9 protein-coding genes are annotated in these 15,131 nt (G+C 61.5%); 1 reads left to right on the plus strand and 8 read right to left on the minus strand.

The annotated features are described in order from the left end of the window. Together F8O06_RS00005 and F8O06_RS00010 are read right to left on the minus strand one after the other, a co-directional pair. Positions 1 to 2,742: hypothetical protein (locus F8O06_RS00005; protein ID WP_158036906.1), on the minus strand; the 2,742-nt coding region annotated here is incomplete at its 3' end. Between the two features lie 858 nt (positions 2,743 to 3,600). Continuing rightward, positions 3,601 to 4,404, minus strand: a complete 804-nt coding sequence (locus F8O06_RS00010) for an SDR family NAD(P)-dependent oxidoreductase (protein WP_158036907.1) — start codon at positions 4,402 to 4,404, stop codon at positions 3,601 to 3,603. Positions 4,405 to 4,568: 164 nt separating this feature from the next. Here F8O06_RS00010 and argG point away from each other — a divergent pair, with 164 nt between their 5' ends. After that, positions 4,569 to 5,990 carry an argininosuccinate synthase gene (argG, locus tag F8O06_RS00015; RefSeq protein ID WP_158030493.1) on the plus strand — a complete coding sequence of 474 codons (1,422 nt, stop codon included), beginning with the start codon at positions 4,569 to 4,571 and terminating at the stop codon, positions 5,988 to 5,990. Positions 5,991 to 6,137: 147 nt separating this feature from the next. Here argG and add read toward each other — a convergent pair whose 3' ends face one another. From add to F8O06_RS00045, 6 genes are all read right to left on the minus strand, one after another. After that, positions 6,138 to 7,148 carry an adenosine deaminase gene (gene add, locus F8O06_RS00020; protein WP_158036908.1) on the minus strand — a complete coding sequence of 337 codons (1,011 nt, stop codon included), beginning with the start codon at positions 7,146 to 7,148 and terminating at the stop codon, positions 6,138 to 6,140. 201 nt (positions 7,149 to 7,349) lie between these two features. Next, positions 7,350 to 8,378 carry a dTDP-glucose 4,6-dehydratase gene (gene rfbB / locus F8O06_RS00025; RefSeq protein WP_158036909.1) on the minus strand — a complete coding sequence of 343 codons (1,029 nt, stop codon included), beginning with the start codon at positions 8,376 to 8,378 and terminating at the stop codon, positions 7,350 to 7,352. Between the two features lie 198 nt (positions 8,379 to 8,576). Beyond that, positions 8,577 to 12,656, minus strand: coding sequence for a family 16 glycosylhydrolase (locus F8O06_RS00030; protein WP_158036910.1), 4,080 nt, complete (start codon positions 12,654 to 12,656; stop codon positions 8,577 to 8,579). A 63-nt stretch (positions 12,657 to 12,719) separates the two neighbouring features. Continuing rightward, complete coding sequence (locus F8O06_RS00035; RefSeq protein ID WP_158036911.1) at positions 12,720 to 13,889, minus strand: hypothetical protein; 1,170 nt, start codon at positions 13,887 to 13,889, stop codon at positions 12,720 to 12,722. Continuing rightward, positions 13,886 to 14,368, minus strand: a complete 483-nt coding sequence (locus tag F8O06_RS00040; protein WP_158036912.1) for a DUF2304 domain-containing protein — start codon at positions 14,366 to 14,368, stop codon at positions 13,886 to 13,888. Before F8O06_RS00040 ends, F8O06_RS00035 begins: the two co-directional genes overlap by 4 nt. Beyond that, positions 14,365 to 15,129 carry a glycosyltransferase family 2 protein gene (locus F8O06_RS00045; RefSeq protein ID WP_225733296.1) on the minus strand — a complete coding sequence of 255 codons (765 nt, stop codon included), beginning with the start codon at positions 15,127 to 15,129 and terminating at the stop codon, positions 14,365 to 14,367. Before F8O06_RS00045 ends, F8O06_RS00040 begins: the two co-directional genes overlap by 4 nt. Positions 15,130 to 15,131: the final 2 nt, after the last annotated feature.

The following is a 15,131-nucleotide window of genomic DNA, read 5'->3' on the forward strand; positions in this document are numbered from 1 at the left end:
CCACACACCCTCACCAGCAGCAAAACCATCACCAGCAGGATACGAATACGTGCCCGAGAACACCTGATCAGCAGGCACCAAACCAGCACCATCACCAGACACGCTCTTCGTCACCGAGAACGCACCCGTCGATGTGGTGTGGATCTCTGCGATGTTCGAGTTGAACGACACCGGTGACAAGGTCCCGTTGTTGTCGTACACAGCCGTGCCCTGCGTGTTATTGAAGGCATGCTGCCCGAACGGCAGACCTGACGGAACCGACGTCGGCAGCAGCAGCGTGAAGTTCGCGAAGCTGGCGAGCTTCGCGGTCTTCACTCGGAAGGCAGTTGCCTGAGCCGGATTGGTCGTCCAGGTTCCTGTGTCCACAGCAGTTGCGTCTGTCGAGTACTCGACGGTTGCGCCAGAGGGAAGTCCCGTCACCGCACCGTTGAGAACGACGTCAAACTGGGTACCACGGTCATCGCCCTTGTAAGGCAGCCGATCGAAGATCGTGACGTCGTCGAGATCGAACGTGAACGCGTTGAGCACGTTGACCTGCCAATCAGGTGTGCTCGGCGACTTGACACCGGTCGAGGTCGACCAAGGCTCAGAGTCTGTCGCACGAACCTGTTTGCCCATGTAGAGCCCGCCAGCCGCGGTGATATTGCCATTGCCCGTATCAGCTGCAATCTGCTTGTTCGGATAGCGATCACCGCTGAGTCCGAAGGTGTCGTCCTTCACACGGTTGTCCCAAGTCTGCGTCATGTTCAGACCATCAGTCGACGAGTCTTGCGTCCAGGCCCATGACTTGGTGTCGACCGCCTGTCCGCCCGCGGCGATGAATGCCTGCGGCAGGACAGTCGTCGGAATCGTGTAGCAGAAGGAACCGTCCCACGCCGTTCCAGGCGAACGCAGCGACTGCAGCTCATCGAAGGTGAGCGTCACAACCTGCTGTTTGCCGTTGTTGACGAACTGCGAGCTGTCGACAGTGACTCCCTTGCCGATCTCAGGAGCTGCGATGTTCTCAGCGTTGGTCCCTGACTTCGGTGTGATCGTCTTTGTCGGATCGAGCTGGATGCCCTCAGGCAGAACGACCTGAAGCTTCGAGTTCTTGTAAGCCACGCCTGACGGATCGAGGTTTGCGATGCATGCACCGAAGTCGGCGTTGCCAGTGCCGTTGGCCATTGTGATCGCCTTCGGGCTGCTCACGGTCGTCATAATCGGAACCGCGTCGCGGATAATGACTTTCTCTGCATCTTCAGCAGAGAGGTCTTTCGGCGTCTGGTGATCTGTGCTTCCCAGTACCTGTGCCGTGTTCGTGGTCGTGATCTTCGGCGCGCCATCGGTATTGTCGACTGGCAGCCCAACCGTGTTCTTGTCGTTCACCTGTCGGAACGAGGCAACCGTCAAGAAGTTGGCTTTGATCTCACTGCCGCTAACGATGCCCGAACCTGCCGGCGGGGTAACGACGACACGCCATCCTGTGATGAAGTCGCCGCGTTCCAGATCGATGCGTGTGAACTCATTCCAGTTGTAGCCCGAGTCAGACCCCTTCTCAACAGGAGTGATGTTGAGGTCATCTGCGGTGGTCTTCCCCTGCGTGTCATAGCTCTGCCACTGTGGGTTCGCGTTCGTGGTGTATTCGAACGTGTACGGGAAGGCGCCCTGCTTGAGCAGATCGTTGAAGCCGATCGTCATGCGATAGACGTTGTTGTGCAGGTAGAAGTCTTTGTTCTCGTGCAGATCATTGCTGTCCTGCACGGTCATCGTGGACAGCTTGGCATCATCGTTCGTGTTGATGTAGCTGGCATCGACATGGTTGGTCGTGCCGCTGGACCACTTCTCACCACTGTTGATGGTGACGGGGTCACCGCCATCGGTGTACTTGTTGATCGAAACCTGCGTGGTCTTCGTTCCGTCGGTAATCTCGGGAGACTGCCAGCTGGCCTCAGCTGAGCCCTTGTCCGCACCTGTCTTCGACGTCGTGTCGAGCTTCACTGTATTAAGTGGCGGCTTCGAACCGACCTGGAACTTCGCCTTGTCCTCATAGAAGACAGTGAGGTAGATGTTGTTCCCCGCGGCTGAGTTGTCGAGCTTGTCCCAGCTCGGACCGTACGCTCCTTCATGCGTCCAGGTCCAAGTCTGCGAGCCGTCGGCATTCGTCGTGCTGCTCCACTTGCCACCGTTGTAGTCGGGCGACGGAGTCACCTTTACCCCTGCAGGAATCACGTCGGTCAGCTGCTGCTTCCAGCTGGTGAACGTCTTGGTGTCCTCGTTCGGGTTCTTCGTTGCGACGTTGAAGCTGTATTTCACCGTGCGGTTGTCGCCGCCAGGATAGGTTTCGCCTTTTTTCGAGACGGTGTAGTCCATGTCGCCAGTGACGTGACTGACAACCGTTGACGGGTCACCGCAGCCGGTAACCTTCGACGTGTATGTCGTCGCGCTGTCAGCGATGTTCGTGTTCGTGGGGCGAGCGCTGAAGCCGACTTGCGCCACGTCAATGTCGGCCGCGATGTGCAGAACGACCGTGTTTGTCGAGGCATTCCAGTCGAAGCCAGTGACGGGGCCCTTGGCTGCGTCGACCGGGATGCTCTCATTGACCAAGGTCAAATTCGAATCGAGTGTGACCGAGATGTCCTGAGGAGCACCCTTTTCCTTGTTAATGGCCAAGTTATAGGTCAGGTCACGATAGACAACAGTCGAGGCCGGCCCGGTGGCCGTCACTTTGCAGGCGCCAGCCGCACGTGCAGTAGGAACGTTCATGTTGAACGTGCCCGCCAAAAGCGCGAAGATACCCAAGAAAGCCAGCAAGGCTCTCAAAGGTGACTTAGCGCGCACATATGTGCCGCCACCTTCATTCAGCGAAGTCATGGTCTTACCCCTCATCTCTCAAATGCTTCGATCATCGGTGCTCGGACGCATGCGCTCCGGATGCACCATTTGCGACCGTAGCAAGAAGACACCGCCCCGAAGCATGGCCCATTGAGCGTCGTGTGGAGGCTGTATAGTCAAGGAATGGGCGTAATCAGCCCCGCAACTACGTGGAATACACACCTGGTTGGCAGATCGGCCGTCATCATGACCCCAACCACATCAGGCATAAAATCACCCCATCACACACCCCCGCACGCGCACTTCGACCCCGGCATGTGACGCAGAAGCAGAGCTCCTCTCGCATAGGCCTCGTACTGGCCGCTCCAGTCGACAGTGCACATGCGCCGAAAGGGCGAATCGCAGAACTGTGCGTGCGTGGGCCCGCGGCCTCGGCGTGCAGGGTTTGCAGTTTGTGGGCGCGCAGAACTGTGCGTGCGTGAGCCCGCAGCCTTGGCCACAGGGTCACGTGCACCGTTGGGCCGGGAAGTGCACCATTCCGCTGCAAAGGGCCCATAGTCAGCGGAACGGTGCACTTATCAGCGAAACCGTGCACAAGTGTTCGTGTGCGATCAAGCCGTACCCACACCGGCCGCCCAGATCTTGGCTGCAGTGCCTCTCAGCTGGGCGGCTAGCTACAGGCCCACTCGCAGTCCGGCCGCACTGCATCTTGGCCGCACTGCATCTTGGCTGGAGGCTAGCCCCCAGGCCTACTCGTGGCCCGGGCAGCCTGCTACAACCCCTGCGCCCCTACTCCTGGTGCGGCTGCCCGGTCGAAGCGGTGGTGCCGCCGTCGACCGTCAGCACTGTGCCCGTGATGTACTTCGCGTCGTCACTGGCCAGGAAGAGCACCGCCGGTGCGATGTCATCCGGCGTGCTCGGGCGCCCCAGTGCGATGCGATTCGTGAACGCCGAGATGTCGCGGCCGTCGGCCCACATATCGGCATTGAGATCGGTCTCGGTGAACGCCGGTGCCACTGCGTTCACTCGCACGCCGCGCTCCCCGTAGTCGAGCGCCAGCGAGCGCACCAGCCCGTTGACGGCGTGCTTCGTCGAGTTGTAGACCGACTGCCCCCAATCACCGGCAAGACCAGAGACCGATGTGATCGCAATGAAGCTGCCACGCGTCTCGGTCAGCTGCGGCAGTGCCGCCTTCGCCAGGTGGAACACCCCATCGACGTTCACGCTGAACAGTCGGCGCCAGGCGTCTTCGGCGGTCTCGGCGATGTCTCCTGTCGTATAGATCGCCGCGCAGTTCACCACGACGTCCACACGGCCGAAGCGTTCGACGACCGTGTCGATCAGCGTGCGCACGGCATCCGCATCAGAGATGTCAGTGGGAATCACCGCCGCCCGCGAGACGGGCGCATCGCCCAGCGTCTCTTTCAACGGCTCGGGTCGGCGACCGACGGCCACAACCGTGGCGCCGTTGCCCAGAAAGGCTCGTGCGATGGCGCGCCCCATGCCGCTGCCGGCCCCGGTGACGATCACCACCTTGTCATCGAGTGCGTAACGGTTGACGGTGCTTCCGGTCGCCTGGACGTGTGCAGTCATGCTCACTCCTTCTCGTAGCCCCCTCGTTTACCGCGCAGCGTACCACCCACGGAATCGCCTGCAGCGATCTCGCGCAGTCACGACTAGAATCAGTACTCATTGCAACGACACGGCACAGTATCGGCGTGCAAAGACCAAGTGCAACGATGAGGGAGTATCCAGTCATGTCCAAAGTTCTTTCGGCGCTTCCTGTGGGCGAGCGCGTCGGCATCGCCTTCTCCGGCGGCCTCGACACCTCGTGCGCGGTCGCGTGGATGCGCAGCAAGGGTGCGATCCCCTGCACCTACACCGCTGACATCGGCCAGTACGACGAGCCCGACATCGAGGGCGTCGCAGGTCGCGCGAAGCAGTACGGCGCCGAGATCGCGCGTCACGTGGATGCCAAGCGCGCGCTGGTCGAAGAGGGCTTCGTCGCACTGCAGTGCGGTGCGTTCAACGTGCGCTCGGCCGGCAAGACCTACTTCAACACCACTCCGCTGGGCCGTGCCGTGACCGGCACGCTGCTGGTGCGTGCGATGAAAGAGGACAACGTCGAGATCTGGGGCGACGGGTCGACCTATAAGGGCAACGACATCGAACGCTTCTACCGCTACGGGCTGATGGCCAACCCGGCGCTGCGCATCTACAAGCCGTGGCTCGACAAGCAGTTCGTCGCCGAGCTCGGCGGTCGCCACGAGATGAGCGAGTGGCTCGTCGCGAACGGCTACCCCTACCGTGACGCCACCGAGAAGGCCTACTCGACCGATGCGAACATCTGGGGCGCGACGCACGAGGCCAAGAAGCTCGAGTTTCTGAACGCCGGCCTCGATACGGTCGAGCCGATCATGGGCGTCGCCGCCTGGCGTGAGGATGTCGAGGTCGTGACCGAAGAGGTGTCGGTGCGTTTCGAAGCCGGTCGCCCGGTGGCGATCAACGGCGTCGAGTTCGACGACCCGGTCGCGCTCGTCTACGAGGCAAACAAGATCGGCGGTCGGCACGGCTTGGGCGTGAGCGACCAGATCGAGAACCGCATCATCGAGGCGAAGTCGCGCGGCATCTACGAAGCGCCCGGCATGGCGCTGCTGTACGTGGCCTACGAGCGCCTCGTGAACGCGATTCACAACGAAGACACCATCGAGACGTATCACAACGACGGCCGCCGCCTGGGCCGGCTGATGTACGAGGGCCGCTGGCTCGACCCCCAGTCGCTCATGCTGCGCGAGTCGCTGCAGCGCTGGGTCGGCTCGGCGATCACCGGCGAGGTGACGCTGCGTCTGCGTCGCGGCGACGACTACACAATTCTCAACACCGAGGGTCCGAACCTCAGCTACCAGCCTGAGAAGCTTTCGATGGAGCGCACGGCCGGCGCAGCGTTCGATCCTGAGGATCGCATCGGTCAGCTGACCATGCGCAACCTCGACATCGCCGACTCGCGCCAGCGCCTCGAGCAGTATGCACGCCTCGGCCTGGTGCAGGGCGAGACGGCGGCGCTGCTCGGCGAGCTCGAGAACGGCGGTGCCAGCGAGATCGCCAGCAGCGTCGACGGCGTCGACCCCAAGGCCGACAAGCTCGGCCTCTCGGCCGCGTTCGACACCGGCACCGACTGATCTCGCCGCTGCTTTCGGGCAGTGACATCGCTGAACGCCCCGCGGCGCCTCTGCTCAAGCAGGCGCCCGGGGCGTTCAGCGTTTTCAGTGACAGCCTTCGGCGGCAGCTCTCATGCTGGGGCTTTCGTCAGGCCGTGCCGCTCTGGGTCAGTGCTCAGAGAGATACGCATCCAGCCGAGCCAGCAGCGCCTCTCGCTTGCCTTCGTCGACCCAGCTGATCTCGAGTGAGTTGCGTGCCAGCTGCGCCAGATCGTCGCGTGTGAGGTGCTGTTTGTCGGCGAGCGCGACGATGTTGTCGACGACGTAGCCGCCGAAGTAGGCCGGGTCGTCAGAGGCGATCGACACCTTGACGCCGTCGTGCAGCAGCTGTTCGATCTCTGCGCCCTTCATGTCTGCGGTGACGAACGAGTTCGACACGGGGCAGCAGGTGAAGCCGATGCCGCGTTCTTTCGCCTCGGCGACGAGCATCGGGTCTTCGACGATGTTCGTGCCGTGATCGATGCGCTCGACTCCGATGGTGTGCAGCGCTGTGCGAATGTGATCGATCGATCCGACCTGATCGATGTCGCAGTGCATGGTCAGTCGGTAGCCCAGCTCGCGAGCGCGGGCGAACACCTCGGCGAATTTCTCGGGCGGGTTGTCGCGCTCGTCTGAGTCGAGCCCCACGCCGACGATGCGGTTGCGGTACGGCGCCGACGCCGTGAGCGTCTCCATCGCAGACTCTGGCGACATGTCACGCAGAAAGCACATGATCAGCGCGGCGTCGACGCCAAGCGAGGGAGCATCCTGCACAGCACGCCAGAGCCCGTCGATGACGGTCTCGAAGGCGACACCGCGGCTGGTGTGCGCCTGCGGGTCGAAGAAGATCTCGGCGTGCACGACGCCGTCGGCGGCAGCGCGGCGCAGGTAGTCCATGGCCAGGTCGTAGAAGTCGTCTTCGGTGACCAGAACGTTCATCGCGGGATAGTAGACGGCCAGAAAGCTGGTCAGATCGTGAAATTCGTAGCTCGCGCGCACCTGCTCGACTGTCGTCTGCCCGATGTCGACCCCGTTACGCTGCGCGAGACGCAGCTTCAGCTCGGGCTCGAGCGTGCCCTCGATGTGCAGATGCAGTTCGGCCTTCGGCAGGCCGGTGATGAATTCTCGGGTGGATGTCATGGTTCGGTTCTTTCTCTCGGTGCTGTGGCCGGCCCGCCTGAGGGCCTCGCGCAGCACTGCCGGTGCGACTTTCGCACGCTGTGCTCCCCCACCAGCAACCAGTCTAGGTCTAGCCGCCGTACGATGACCTGCTGTCGTCAGCCTGAACGAGTGAGATCAACCCCACGTCGATTAGCGCTCTCGTTCATCGCCGCCGACTGGTCATAGAGCGCCCCACCACTCTTCGTTGCTGCGATACCAGTCGACCGTCGCGCGAAGTCCGTCCCCCAAATCGGCGTGATGCGGCTTCCACCCCAGTTCGTCGCGCAGTCGGGTGGCGTCAATCGCCAGCCGCTGATCGTGTCCCGCGCGATCTGCGATGTGTTTCACGTGAAACGGGATGCCCCGCTCGCCCAAGATCGTGTGAAGCGTTTCGAGCACCGCAAGATTCGATCGCTGCTCGCCCGCGCTCACGCCGTAGCTCTGCCCGAGCCGACCGCGCTCGATGATCGACCAGATCGCTTCGCAGTGGTCGTCGACGTGCAGCCAGTCCCGCACGTTGAGGCCGCTGCCGTAGACAACAGCGGGCTCCCCGCGCAGCGCCCGGGTGATCTGCTGCGGAATGAACTTCTCAGGGTGCTGGTACGGACCATAGTTGTTGCTGCAGTTACTGATCGTCGCGCTGATGCCGTATGTGCGCACCCAGGCGCGCACCAGATGGTCTGCACTGGCTTTGGTCGCCGCATATGGGCTCGACGGTCGATAGGGGTCGCCTTCGCGAAACCCTTCTGCTCGTTCGTCAGGGCAAGCGCCTGCCGCCGTCTTAGATCTGCCTGCGGCACTGCTCGGGTTCAGCGGCAGATCACCGTAGACCTCATCGGTCGACACGTGATGCAGACGCACCCCATGGCGGCGAACGGCTTCGAGCAGCGTGAACGTGCCGACGATGTTGCTCTGCACGAACGGGGCGGGGTCGGCGATCGAACGGTCGTTATGGCTCTCGGCGGCAAGGTGGATGACCACGTCATCAGCATCTGTCATCTCGCCGACCAGCGCGCTCACCAACGCAGCGTCCTCGACTCTTCCGCGAACGAAGCGAATGCGCTCACGCACGTCTGCGAGCGAGCTCAGGCGCCCCGCGTAGGTCAGGGCGTCGAGCACCGTGATCTCAGCGTCAGGCCGGTGTCGCAGCGTCCAGCGCACGAGGTTGCTGCCAATGAAACCGGCGCCCCCGGTGATCAGTACGTGCATAGTGTCATGCTAGGCGACAGACCCGCACCGTCTTCGTCTTCCCGGCGCTGCACTCAGCCCAGCAGGCGTCGTACAGCACAGTCCGAATCCGATTCTCGTCCATGCTGTGCGGTCGCTGACAGAGACGATCATCAGTGCAGCTTTCGCGTGCACTGCCAGCAAGCGCTGACGGTGTTCAAGAAGGCGGCATGCCCCAATTCAGGAGACATAACTGCTATTCGGACTCCAATGGATTTCCCCTCCAGAGAAGGACTGCACTTTCCCTCCAGGAGTTCCCGGGTCGTCGCGCTCGTCTGTCGTGGGATAGCCCAGTCTTCCAGTCTCCCATCCCTGAGCTGCCCAAATGCCTTGGATGGCTCCTTTGGTGATATGCCCACCTGTGCTCGGCGACCAGTGAATCTGGGAACCACTGCGGAAACTCTGGGAAGCACCTCCGGAGAGCGCGCGCTCATCGCTTGAAGGAAAGCCGAGTTCTCCTTGTTCCCAACCAGCTGATTCGTATTTCTGCCGGATAGCCCCTCGCGTTCCGAATGTCCGTCCCGACTCCTGATCCCAGAACAGAGTCGCGGACTCGAAGCGCTGGGAGGCCCCTCCGCGTACAGAGAGCTCATCGCCGACGGGATAGCCGGCATAGGAGTTTTCCCAATTGTTCGCCCCCCAATAGGAGTTGATCGCTCCACGCGTGGCATGTGCGCCAGTTCCCGACGACCAGTGAATCTGTCCCTTCTGGAAGCTCTGGAAAACACCCCCGTCACGAAGACCACCGATCTCGTCGGTCAGAGGGAACCCGAGTTCGCCGCCCTCCCAACCGGTGGCAGCGTACTCATCGAGCACAGCGGCTTTCACCAAATGTGCTTGAGAGGAAGGAGACCAAAACACCGTCCCTCCTTCGAAACGTTGCGAGGCTCCGCCCTTCACTGCGAGCTCTTCTCCGATCGGATACCCCAAGGCCCCGAATTCCCACCCGCTGTGGGCCCAATAGTCCTGCACAGCTCCGCGAGTTGCATGCGCGCCGGACTGCGGCGACCAATGCATCTGTCCACGCTGGAAAGGCTGGTATGCACCACGACCGTCTGCAGACTTGGACTCAGTGCCGGTCGGCAGCCCAATTGCTGACCTCACAGATGCGTCTCCCAGATAGGTATCTCGGATCGCTCCAGACACCATGACTGCCCCGGTATCCGGCGACCAGAAAATGGCACCATTCTGAAACGTCTGAAAACGAGCACCTGTGCCATCGACGTCAGTGGCCTCCGCCGACTGTGGAGATCCCAGCCACTGGTTGTCGCGCCATTTCGCTCCGATAGCCCCATAAGGCGCGACGCTCTGAACCGGTGTCATCGTCACATAGTCGACAACATCCGTTCTTGTCTTGAACGCAGCGTTGTGATTGGGCCCGGGAATCCATCCCGTCTTGTCTTCAAAGACTCTCGAGTCGAAGATCAGCTGCCACGGGTAGTCATTCATCATGCGGTTGAAATCAGCGTCCGACAGCCCTAAACTCGCGGCGGTCGTCTCATACTCCGAATGCGGACTGTATCGAAGAGGCACTGGGACCCCATCGAGGAAGTAGCGAATGGAGTAGCCGTTCCACTCCATACGATAGGTGTGCCATGCACCGGCGATCTGAGCGTCGAGCTGGTTGTAGTTCCGATTTGTGTCAGTGGAAGATTTGCCTTCACAGCCGATGTGTGAGGTGTTCGTCGTAAACTGGCGGCCTGGATCTGTGAACACCTCCATCGTGTCGATCTCGGCGATGTCAGACTTATTGATCGTCGGGCTGCAGTACGGCTGATTGTTTCGCACCCAACCGGCGAAGTGCAGCCCGGGGATCGTCCCGTCGCTCATCCGGGCGCGCACTTCCATAGTGAAGGGCCCCTGGGTGCCATGCGCAGCGCTGTTGTAGATGAAATCTGTGCTCACTCGTCCCGAACTGAACACCGAGCGCTTGCCACCCTCGCATGGCTTCTCACTGACGTTCTCGTCACTGAGATCTTCGTCAACTTTGCCGTCCCCATCCACTCGGACACAATGGCGTTTTGTGATCAGCTCGAGTTTGCCGTCCTTCACTTTGACATTTGAGGCGAGGTACACCGTGTTCTGACCTCGTGGCAGCCCCTTGCCAGCGTTGCGATAGACAGACCAGTCTTTGGCCAGCAGCTCCGAAGGATCGTCGAATCCGTCTCCGGACGTGAGAGAGTACGTAGGTCGTTTGGGAAAGATATGCTCCCACTCGGTCTTTCCGCTCAGAATCGCTGTCGCTGAAACTGGTCTCGCTTCGACTCGAATCCTGACGCCTTCAGAGACTCCGTCAGACTCGGTGTATGTACCGGGTTTTGAGAAGTTCTGAGAGGCGTCCTTCGACAGAGGAACATCGCTGTCACCGACATAGATGTAGTACCGAATACCTGAGTCGGACGGAATGTAGACAGAGGAGCCGTCATCACGGAACGTCGGGCCAATCGGGGTCTTCGCGGGGAACACGTGCTCCCACGACGTCGTGCCAGACAGAATTGACGAAGCGGATACAGGCTTCGCCTCTACCCGAATCGGCTGATCCGCGACCAGACCATCGCTCGATGTGTACGTACCCGGCTTTGCGAAGTCCTGCGACGCGTCTTTCGAAAGCGTCACGTTGCTGTCACCGACATAGATGTAGTACCGAACACCTGGGTCAGAAGGAATCGTCAACGTCGATACGTCATCACGAAACGCCGGTCCACGTGGCGTCAGCACCAACCCAAACTTGTGCTGCCAGCTGCCGAGCACGTCGTCGGAGGTGCCATCGGCGAGCCTTGCCACCACGCTCACATTCGAGCCGCCGGGCATTTCATGTCTGCCTGCATCCGCCTGTGCTCCATTGATGCTGAACTTCACCCCGGCGACATCAGGAATGGTGACAGTGGTCTCTTTGTCGTCAAACGCTGGCGATGAGGCTTCGTCGAAGAACAGATGACGCCAGACGACAGTACCGGAAAGCTGCGGACTCGATCCTGCAGCCCTCGCTTCAACGCGCACGACCTGCCCTGGCACGACACCATCGGCAAGTGAGTACGTGCCTGGTTTCGAGTACGGCAGACCGTCTTTCACCACAGGCTGTGTGTCATTCCCGACGTAGATGTAATAGCGCACACCCGCATCCGACGGGATATAGACAGCAGAGATATCGTCACGGAACGTCGGACCCTTGGGGGTGACAGTCGGGACGGCAGCTGGGAACGCATGCTCCCAAGACCGGATGACTTCACCGTCTGCTGAGAACCGAGCTGCTACATCGACCGATTCGCCAGAGGCGTACTGATGGGTTCCAGGTTCGATGACATTCTCACCGACGGTGAACACGATGCCTGAAACCTCAGGAATCGTGATCTTGGCCTGCGCATCATCGAATACCGGGGCTTGGCCATCGGAGAAGAAATGCGTCTTCCAAGTGCTCTGCCCCACCACGAGATCCTGCGAGCTCGCGGGCTTCGCTGAGACTGCGACGTCAGCTCCGTTCGACAATCCGTCTGCGGCAGAATACGTGCCCGGTTTGGAGTAGTCGAGCCCGTCCTTTGCCACGAGCGACTTCTCTTCACCGACATGAATGTAGTAGCGAACTCCAGACTGGCCATAGGGAATCCTGACAGTCAGCGCAGAGGCGTTGAATTCAGGTGCCTCAGGTGTGCGAAGAGTCGGGAACTTGTGCGTCCACACCCCCACTTCGTCATTGCTCTGCGTCGAGCGCGCAGTGACAGTCGCTGTCTGCCCCTGTTGCCCAGAGACAGTGCCGGATGCATCGGTGCCGTTGACGGCGAAGGTCGCCCCGGGCAGCTGCGGCAGTGTGATCGTGGTGTTCTCGTCAGAGAACTGAGGGGCTTGGTCGGCGGTGACGAGAGCATGAGACCATGTGAGAGTACCTGTGAGAACAGTACTCGACCCCGCGGATCGAGCCTCAACCCGGATGACTGCGTTCGCAGTCACCCCATCTTCAGACGTGTATGTGCCTGGCTTCGAGTATGCCAGACCCTCTTTCACCACCGGCTGTTGGCTCTCGCCAACATAGATGTAATAGCGCACGCCGGCATCCGAGGGGATATAGACAGAGACAGCCGACCCCTCATCTCGAAATGTCGGCCCCTTCGGAGTGACGGCACCTGCTGCAACCGCATTTGCGCCCGAGGGCGTGGCAGCTGCGGGCAATGGCCCCTGCGTCACCACAAGCGCGAGAAGCGTGATGACTGCCGAAAGTGAAAAGAGCGCTGTTCTCAGCGTCTGCGAAGCATGATTCTTCCCCATCGACACAGTATATCCACAGGGTCCCTGGTCTCCTCTAGTGGGATCCAGCCAAGGAGGTCATGTTCAACGACGGTGCGCGGCGACCCACCAGACATGAAGCAGCAGCCAGACCACCGCAGCGACGACGATCGCCGCGGCAAACCCTGCGATTGCGAGGTCGAGGCCGCCCAGCAGCACGCCTGCGATCGGCAGCGCAAACTGCAGCGCGGTCTGTGACAGACGCCCGATCAGCAGCAGCCGCGGGGTGAAGTGCCCGCGAGCCACGAGATAGGCGAAGTAGGCGAAGGCGTTGCCGAAGACGTAGAGCGCAGCAGGCAGCGCATAGTGCGCGACGTCGCCGAGCACACTGTGAAAGACGCCGAGCCTGTTGATGATCGCAAGCACGGCATACGCGGCACCGGCGAGCGCTCCCCCGCCGACGGTCACGCCGCCGAGCACACGCCAGTTCAGAAACTCTCGTGAGCTGAGTCCAGAGATCTTCGGCCGCACTGGATCCAGCAGCAGCTGCACGGGGGTGCCGACGCTGGTCAGCGCCCGGTAGATGCCGAACTGACCGAGGTTGAGCCAGAAGAGCAGGGTCAGCGGCGCGAAGCTGCCGCCTGCGTCGAGCAGAATGGTGTCGCCGAGCAACGGCAGGGCCTCGCGTCGGTGGTCGCGAATCCAGCGTCCGGCGCCTCGTGGAGAACCGACCGCGAACGGGGCGAGAGCGATGAGTCCGGCAAGACCACCAGCTGCCCATCCGCAGAGCACCCATTCCAAAGCCGTGTCCTGGATTCCGCGAGCGAGCACGACGACAACGACCCCGAGAAAGCACACCGCAGTCAGCAGGTCTGAGACGATCACCCGTTTCAAGGTGACAGCCGATTTCATCGCCTCGAAGCGAAGTGCCACACGCAGCAGGCTCGCACCGACCGCGACGAACACCACAGCCCAGAGAAGTGGCTGCTCACCGAGAATCATCGCGATGATCGCACCCGCCACCGCGCCGATCAGTGCGATCGTGGTCTGAGCACCGCGAAAGTGCTCGTCGTTCACCGCCCCGCCGCGGCCCTCGACGCGCAGCCGCACGTCACTCGTCGTCGACAGCATGGTCGACCACATGATGATGAAGGCCATGTAGATGATGCTGAAGCGGCCGGACTGCTCGGCACTGAAGACCAGAAAGGGCACCAGAGGCACCAGAGCGATGCTGAGAGCTCCGGTCACAGAGCTGATGAGAAAGCGGGTCTTCATCGATTCGAGTCGTCTTTCGGGTTGTCGCCGTTCCCATCGCGCATCTGCGTCGGGAGGCGTTCAATGCATGACTTCGGCGCATCGGAGGATGCGGTGCTCCCGCTGTCATCAGGTTGGTCGTCAGATGCCTGTGAAGTAGCGATCGCGCCCTCAAGAATGGCACACCGCAGACGAAGCAGAGCAACCTCTTCGGCCAGACGCCGTGTGCGCTCCTCCGTTCGCGAAGACTCCCACGAGAGATGCACGAGAATGCCGGCCAACAATGCGAGTGTGACGGCGAACAGCAGATTCGCCGGTACCTGCACTCCCACAATCTCTGCGGCCCTGAACAGCAGGCGCGGAAAGAAGAGCAGCACAAGCGTGACCGTGCAGAGCAGCAGCCAGAGAATGGCGTACTTCTCTTTGAGCTGGCGTCGGCGCACGAGCTGAATGATCGTGAAGAAGCCGACCAGAAAGAAGAGTATTGCGAGAACTCTCATTTGAACACCGACGCTCTCTGCACGATATCTGCCGGAGGCCGATGGTCTCGCCCCCTGATCAGCGCAAAGAGCAGCGCGATCATCGATCTGCCCAGCGACCAAGCGGCAGCCAGCGGCGAATGGCTCGGCCGGCCGCCCTGTCGTGGGCGCATGCCGACCGGCACCTGAGCGACTGAGCAGCCTGCGCGAACAGCTGCGACCAGCGAGTCGATCGTGTCACCGAGGTATTCGGCCGGATACTGCCGAACGTACTGATCGATCGCCTGTCGGTTCGCGGCGCGAAAGCCCGAGGTCACATCGGTCAGCTTCGTTCGGGCAACACGAGACAGTGACGCAGCAAGCATTCGCATCGCCCAACGGCGAGGGCCTCGCACCTGGTAGTCGCCGACCGTGGAGAATCGCGCGCCGATCACGATGTCAGCCCCTCCCCGGTTCAGCCGTTCGAGAAGCTTGGCGATGTCGGCAGGGTTGTGCTGTCCGTCGGCATCGACCTGCACCGCTCGGGTGAACCCCCAGCGCTGGGCGAACGTGAACCCGGCACGCATCGCAGCGCCGACGCCCATGTTGTACGGCATCTGCAGCACGATCGCGCCGGCCTCTCGTGCCAGGCGTGCGGTCGAGTCGGTCGAGCCGTCGTCGACGACCAGCAGCGTGCAGGCCGGCCCGTTCTCCAACACGTCCCGCACGGTATCGCCGATCACCTCTGCCTCGTTCCACGCGGGCATGACGACGAGCGGCAGTCGCTCGTTCAGAACCCGCATCG

This window comes from Pseudoclavibacter sp. CFCC 14310, from assembly GCF_008831165.1.
Classification (GTDB): domain Bacteria; phylum Actinomycetota; class Actinomycetes; order Actinomycetales; family Microbacteriaceae; genus Pseudoclavibacter_A.

Excerpts from the sequence above, each read along its gene's own strand:
- F8O06_RS00010 (WP_158036907.1), bottom strand. The coding sequence starts at position 4,404 with ATGACTGCACACGTCCAGGCGACCGGAAGCACCGTCAACCGTTACGCA.
- argG (WP_158030493.1), top strand. The coding sequence starts at position 4,569 with ATGTCCAAAGTTCTTTCGGCGCTTCCTGTGGGCGAGCGCGTCGGCATC.
- add (WP_158036908.1), bottom strand. The coding sequence starts at position 7,148 with ATGACATCCACCCGAGAATTCATCACCGGCCTGCCGAAGGCCGAACTG.
- rfbB (WP_158036909.1), bottom strand. The coding sequence starts at position 8,378 with ATGCACGTACTGATCACCGGGGGCGCCGGTTTCATTGGCAGCAACCTC.
- F8O06_RS00030 (WP_158036910.1), bottom strand. The coding sequence starts at position 12,656 with ATGGGGAAGAATCATGCTTCGCAGACGCTGAGAACAGCGCTCTTTTCA.
- F8O06_RS00035 (WP_158036911.1), bottom strand. The coding sequence starts at position 13,889 with ATGAAGACCCGCTTTCTCATCAGCTCTGTGACCGGAGCTCTCAGCATC.
- F8O06_RS00040 (WP_158036912.1), bottom strand. The coding sequence starts at position 14,368 with ATGAGAGTTCTCGCAATACTCTTCTTTCTGGTCGGCTTCTTCACGATC.
- F8O06_RS00045 (WP_225733296.1), bottom strand. The coding sequence starts at position 15,129 with ATGCGGGTTCTGAACGAGCGACTGCCGCTCGTCGTCATGCCCGCGTGG.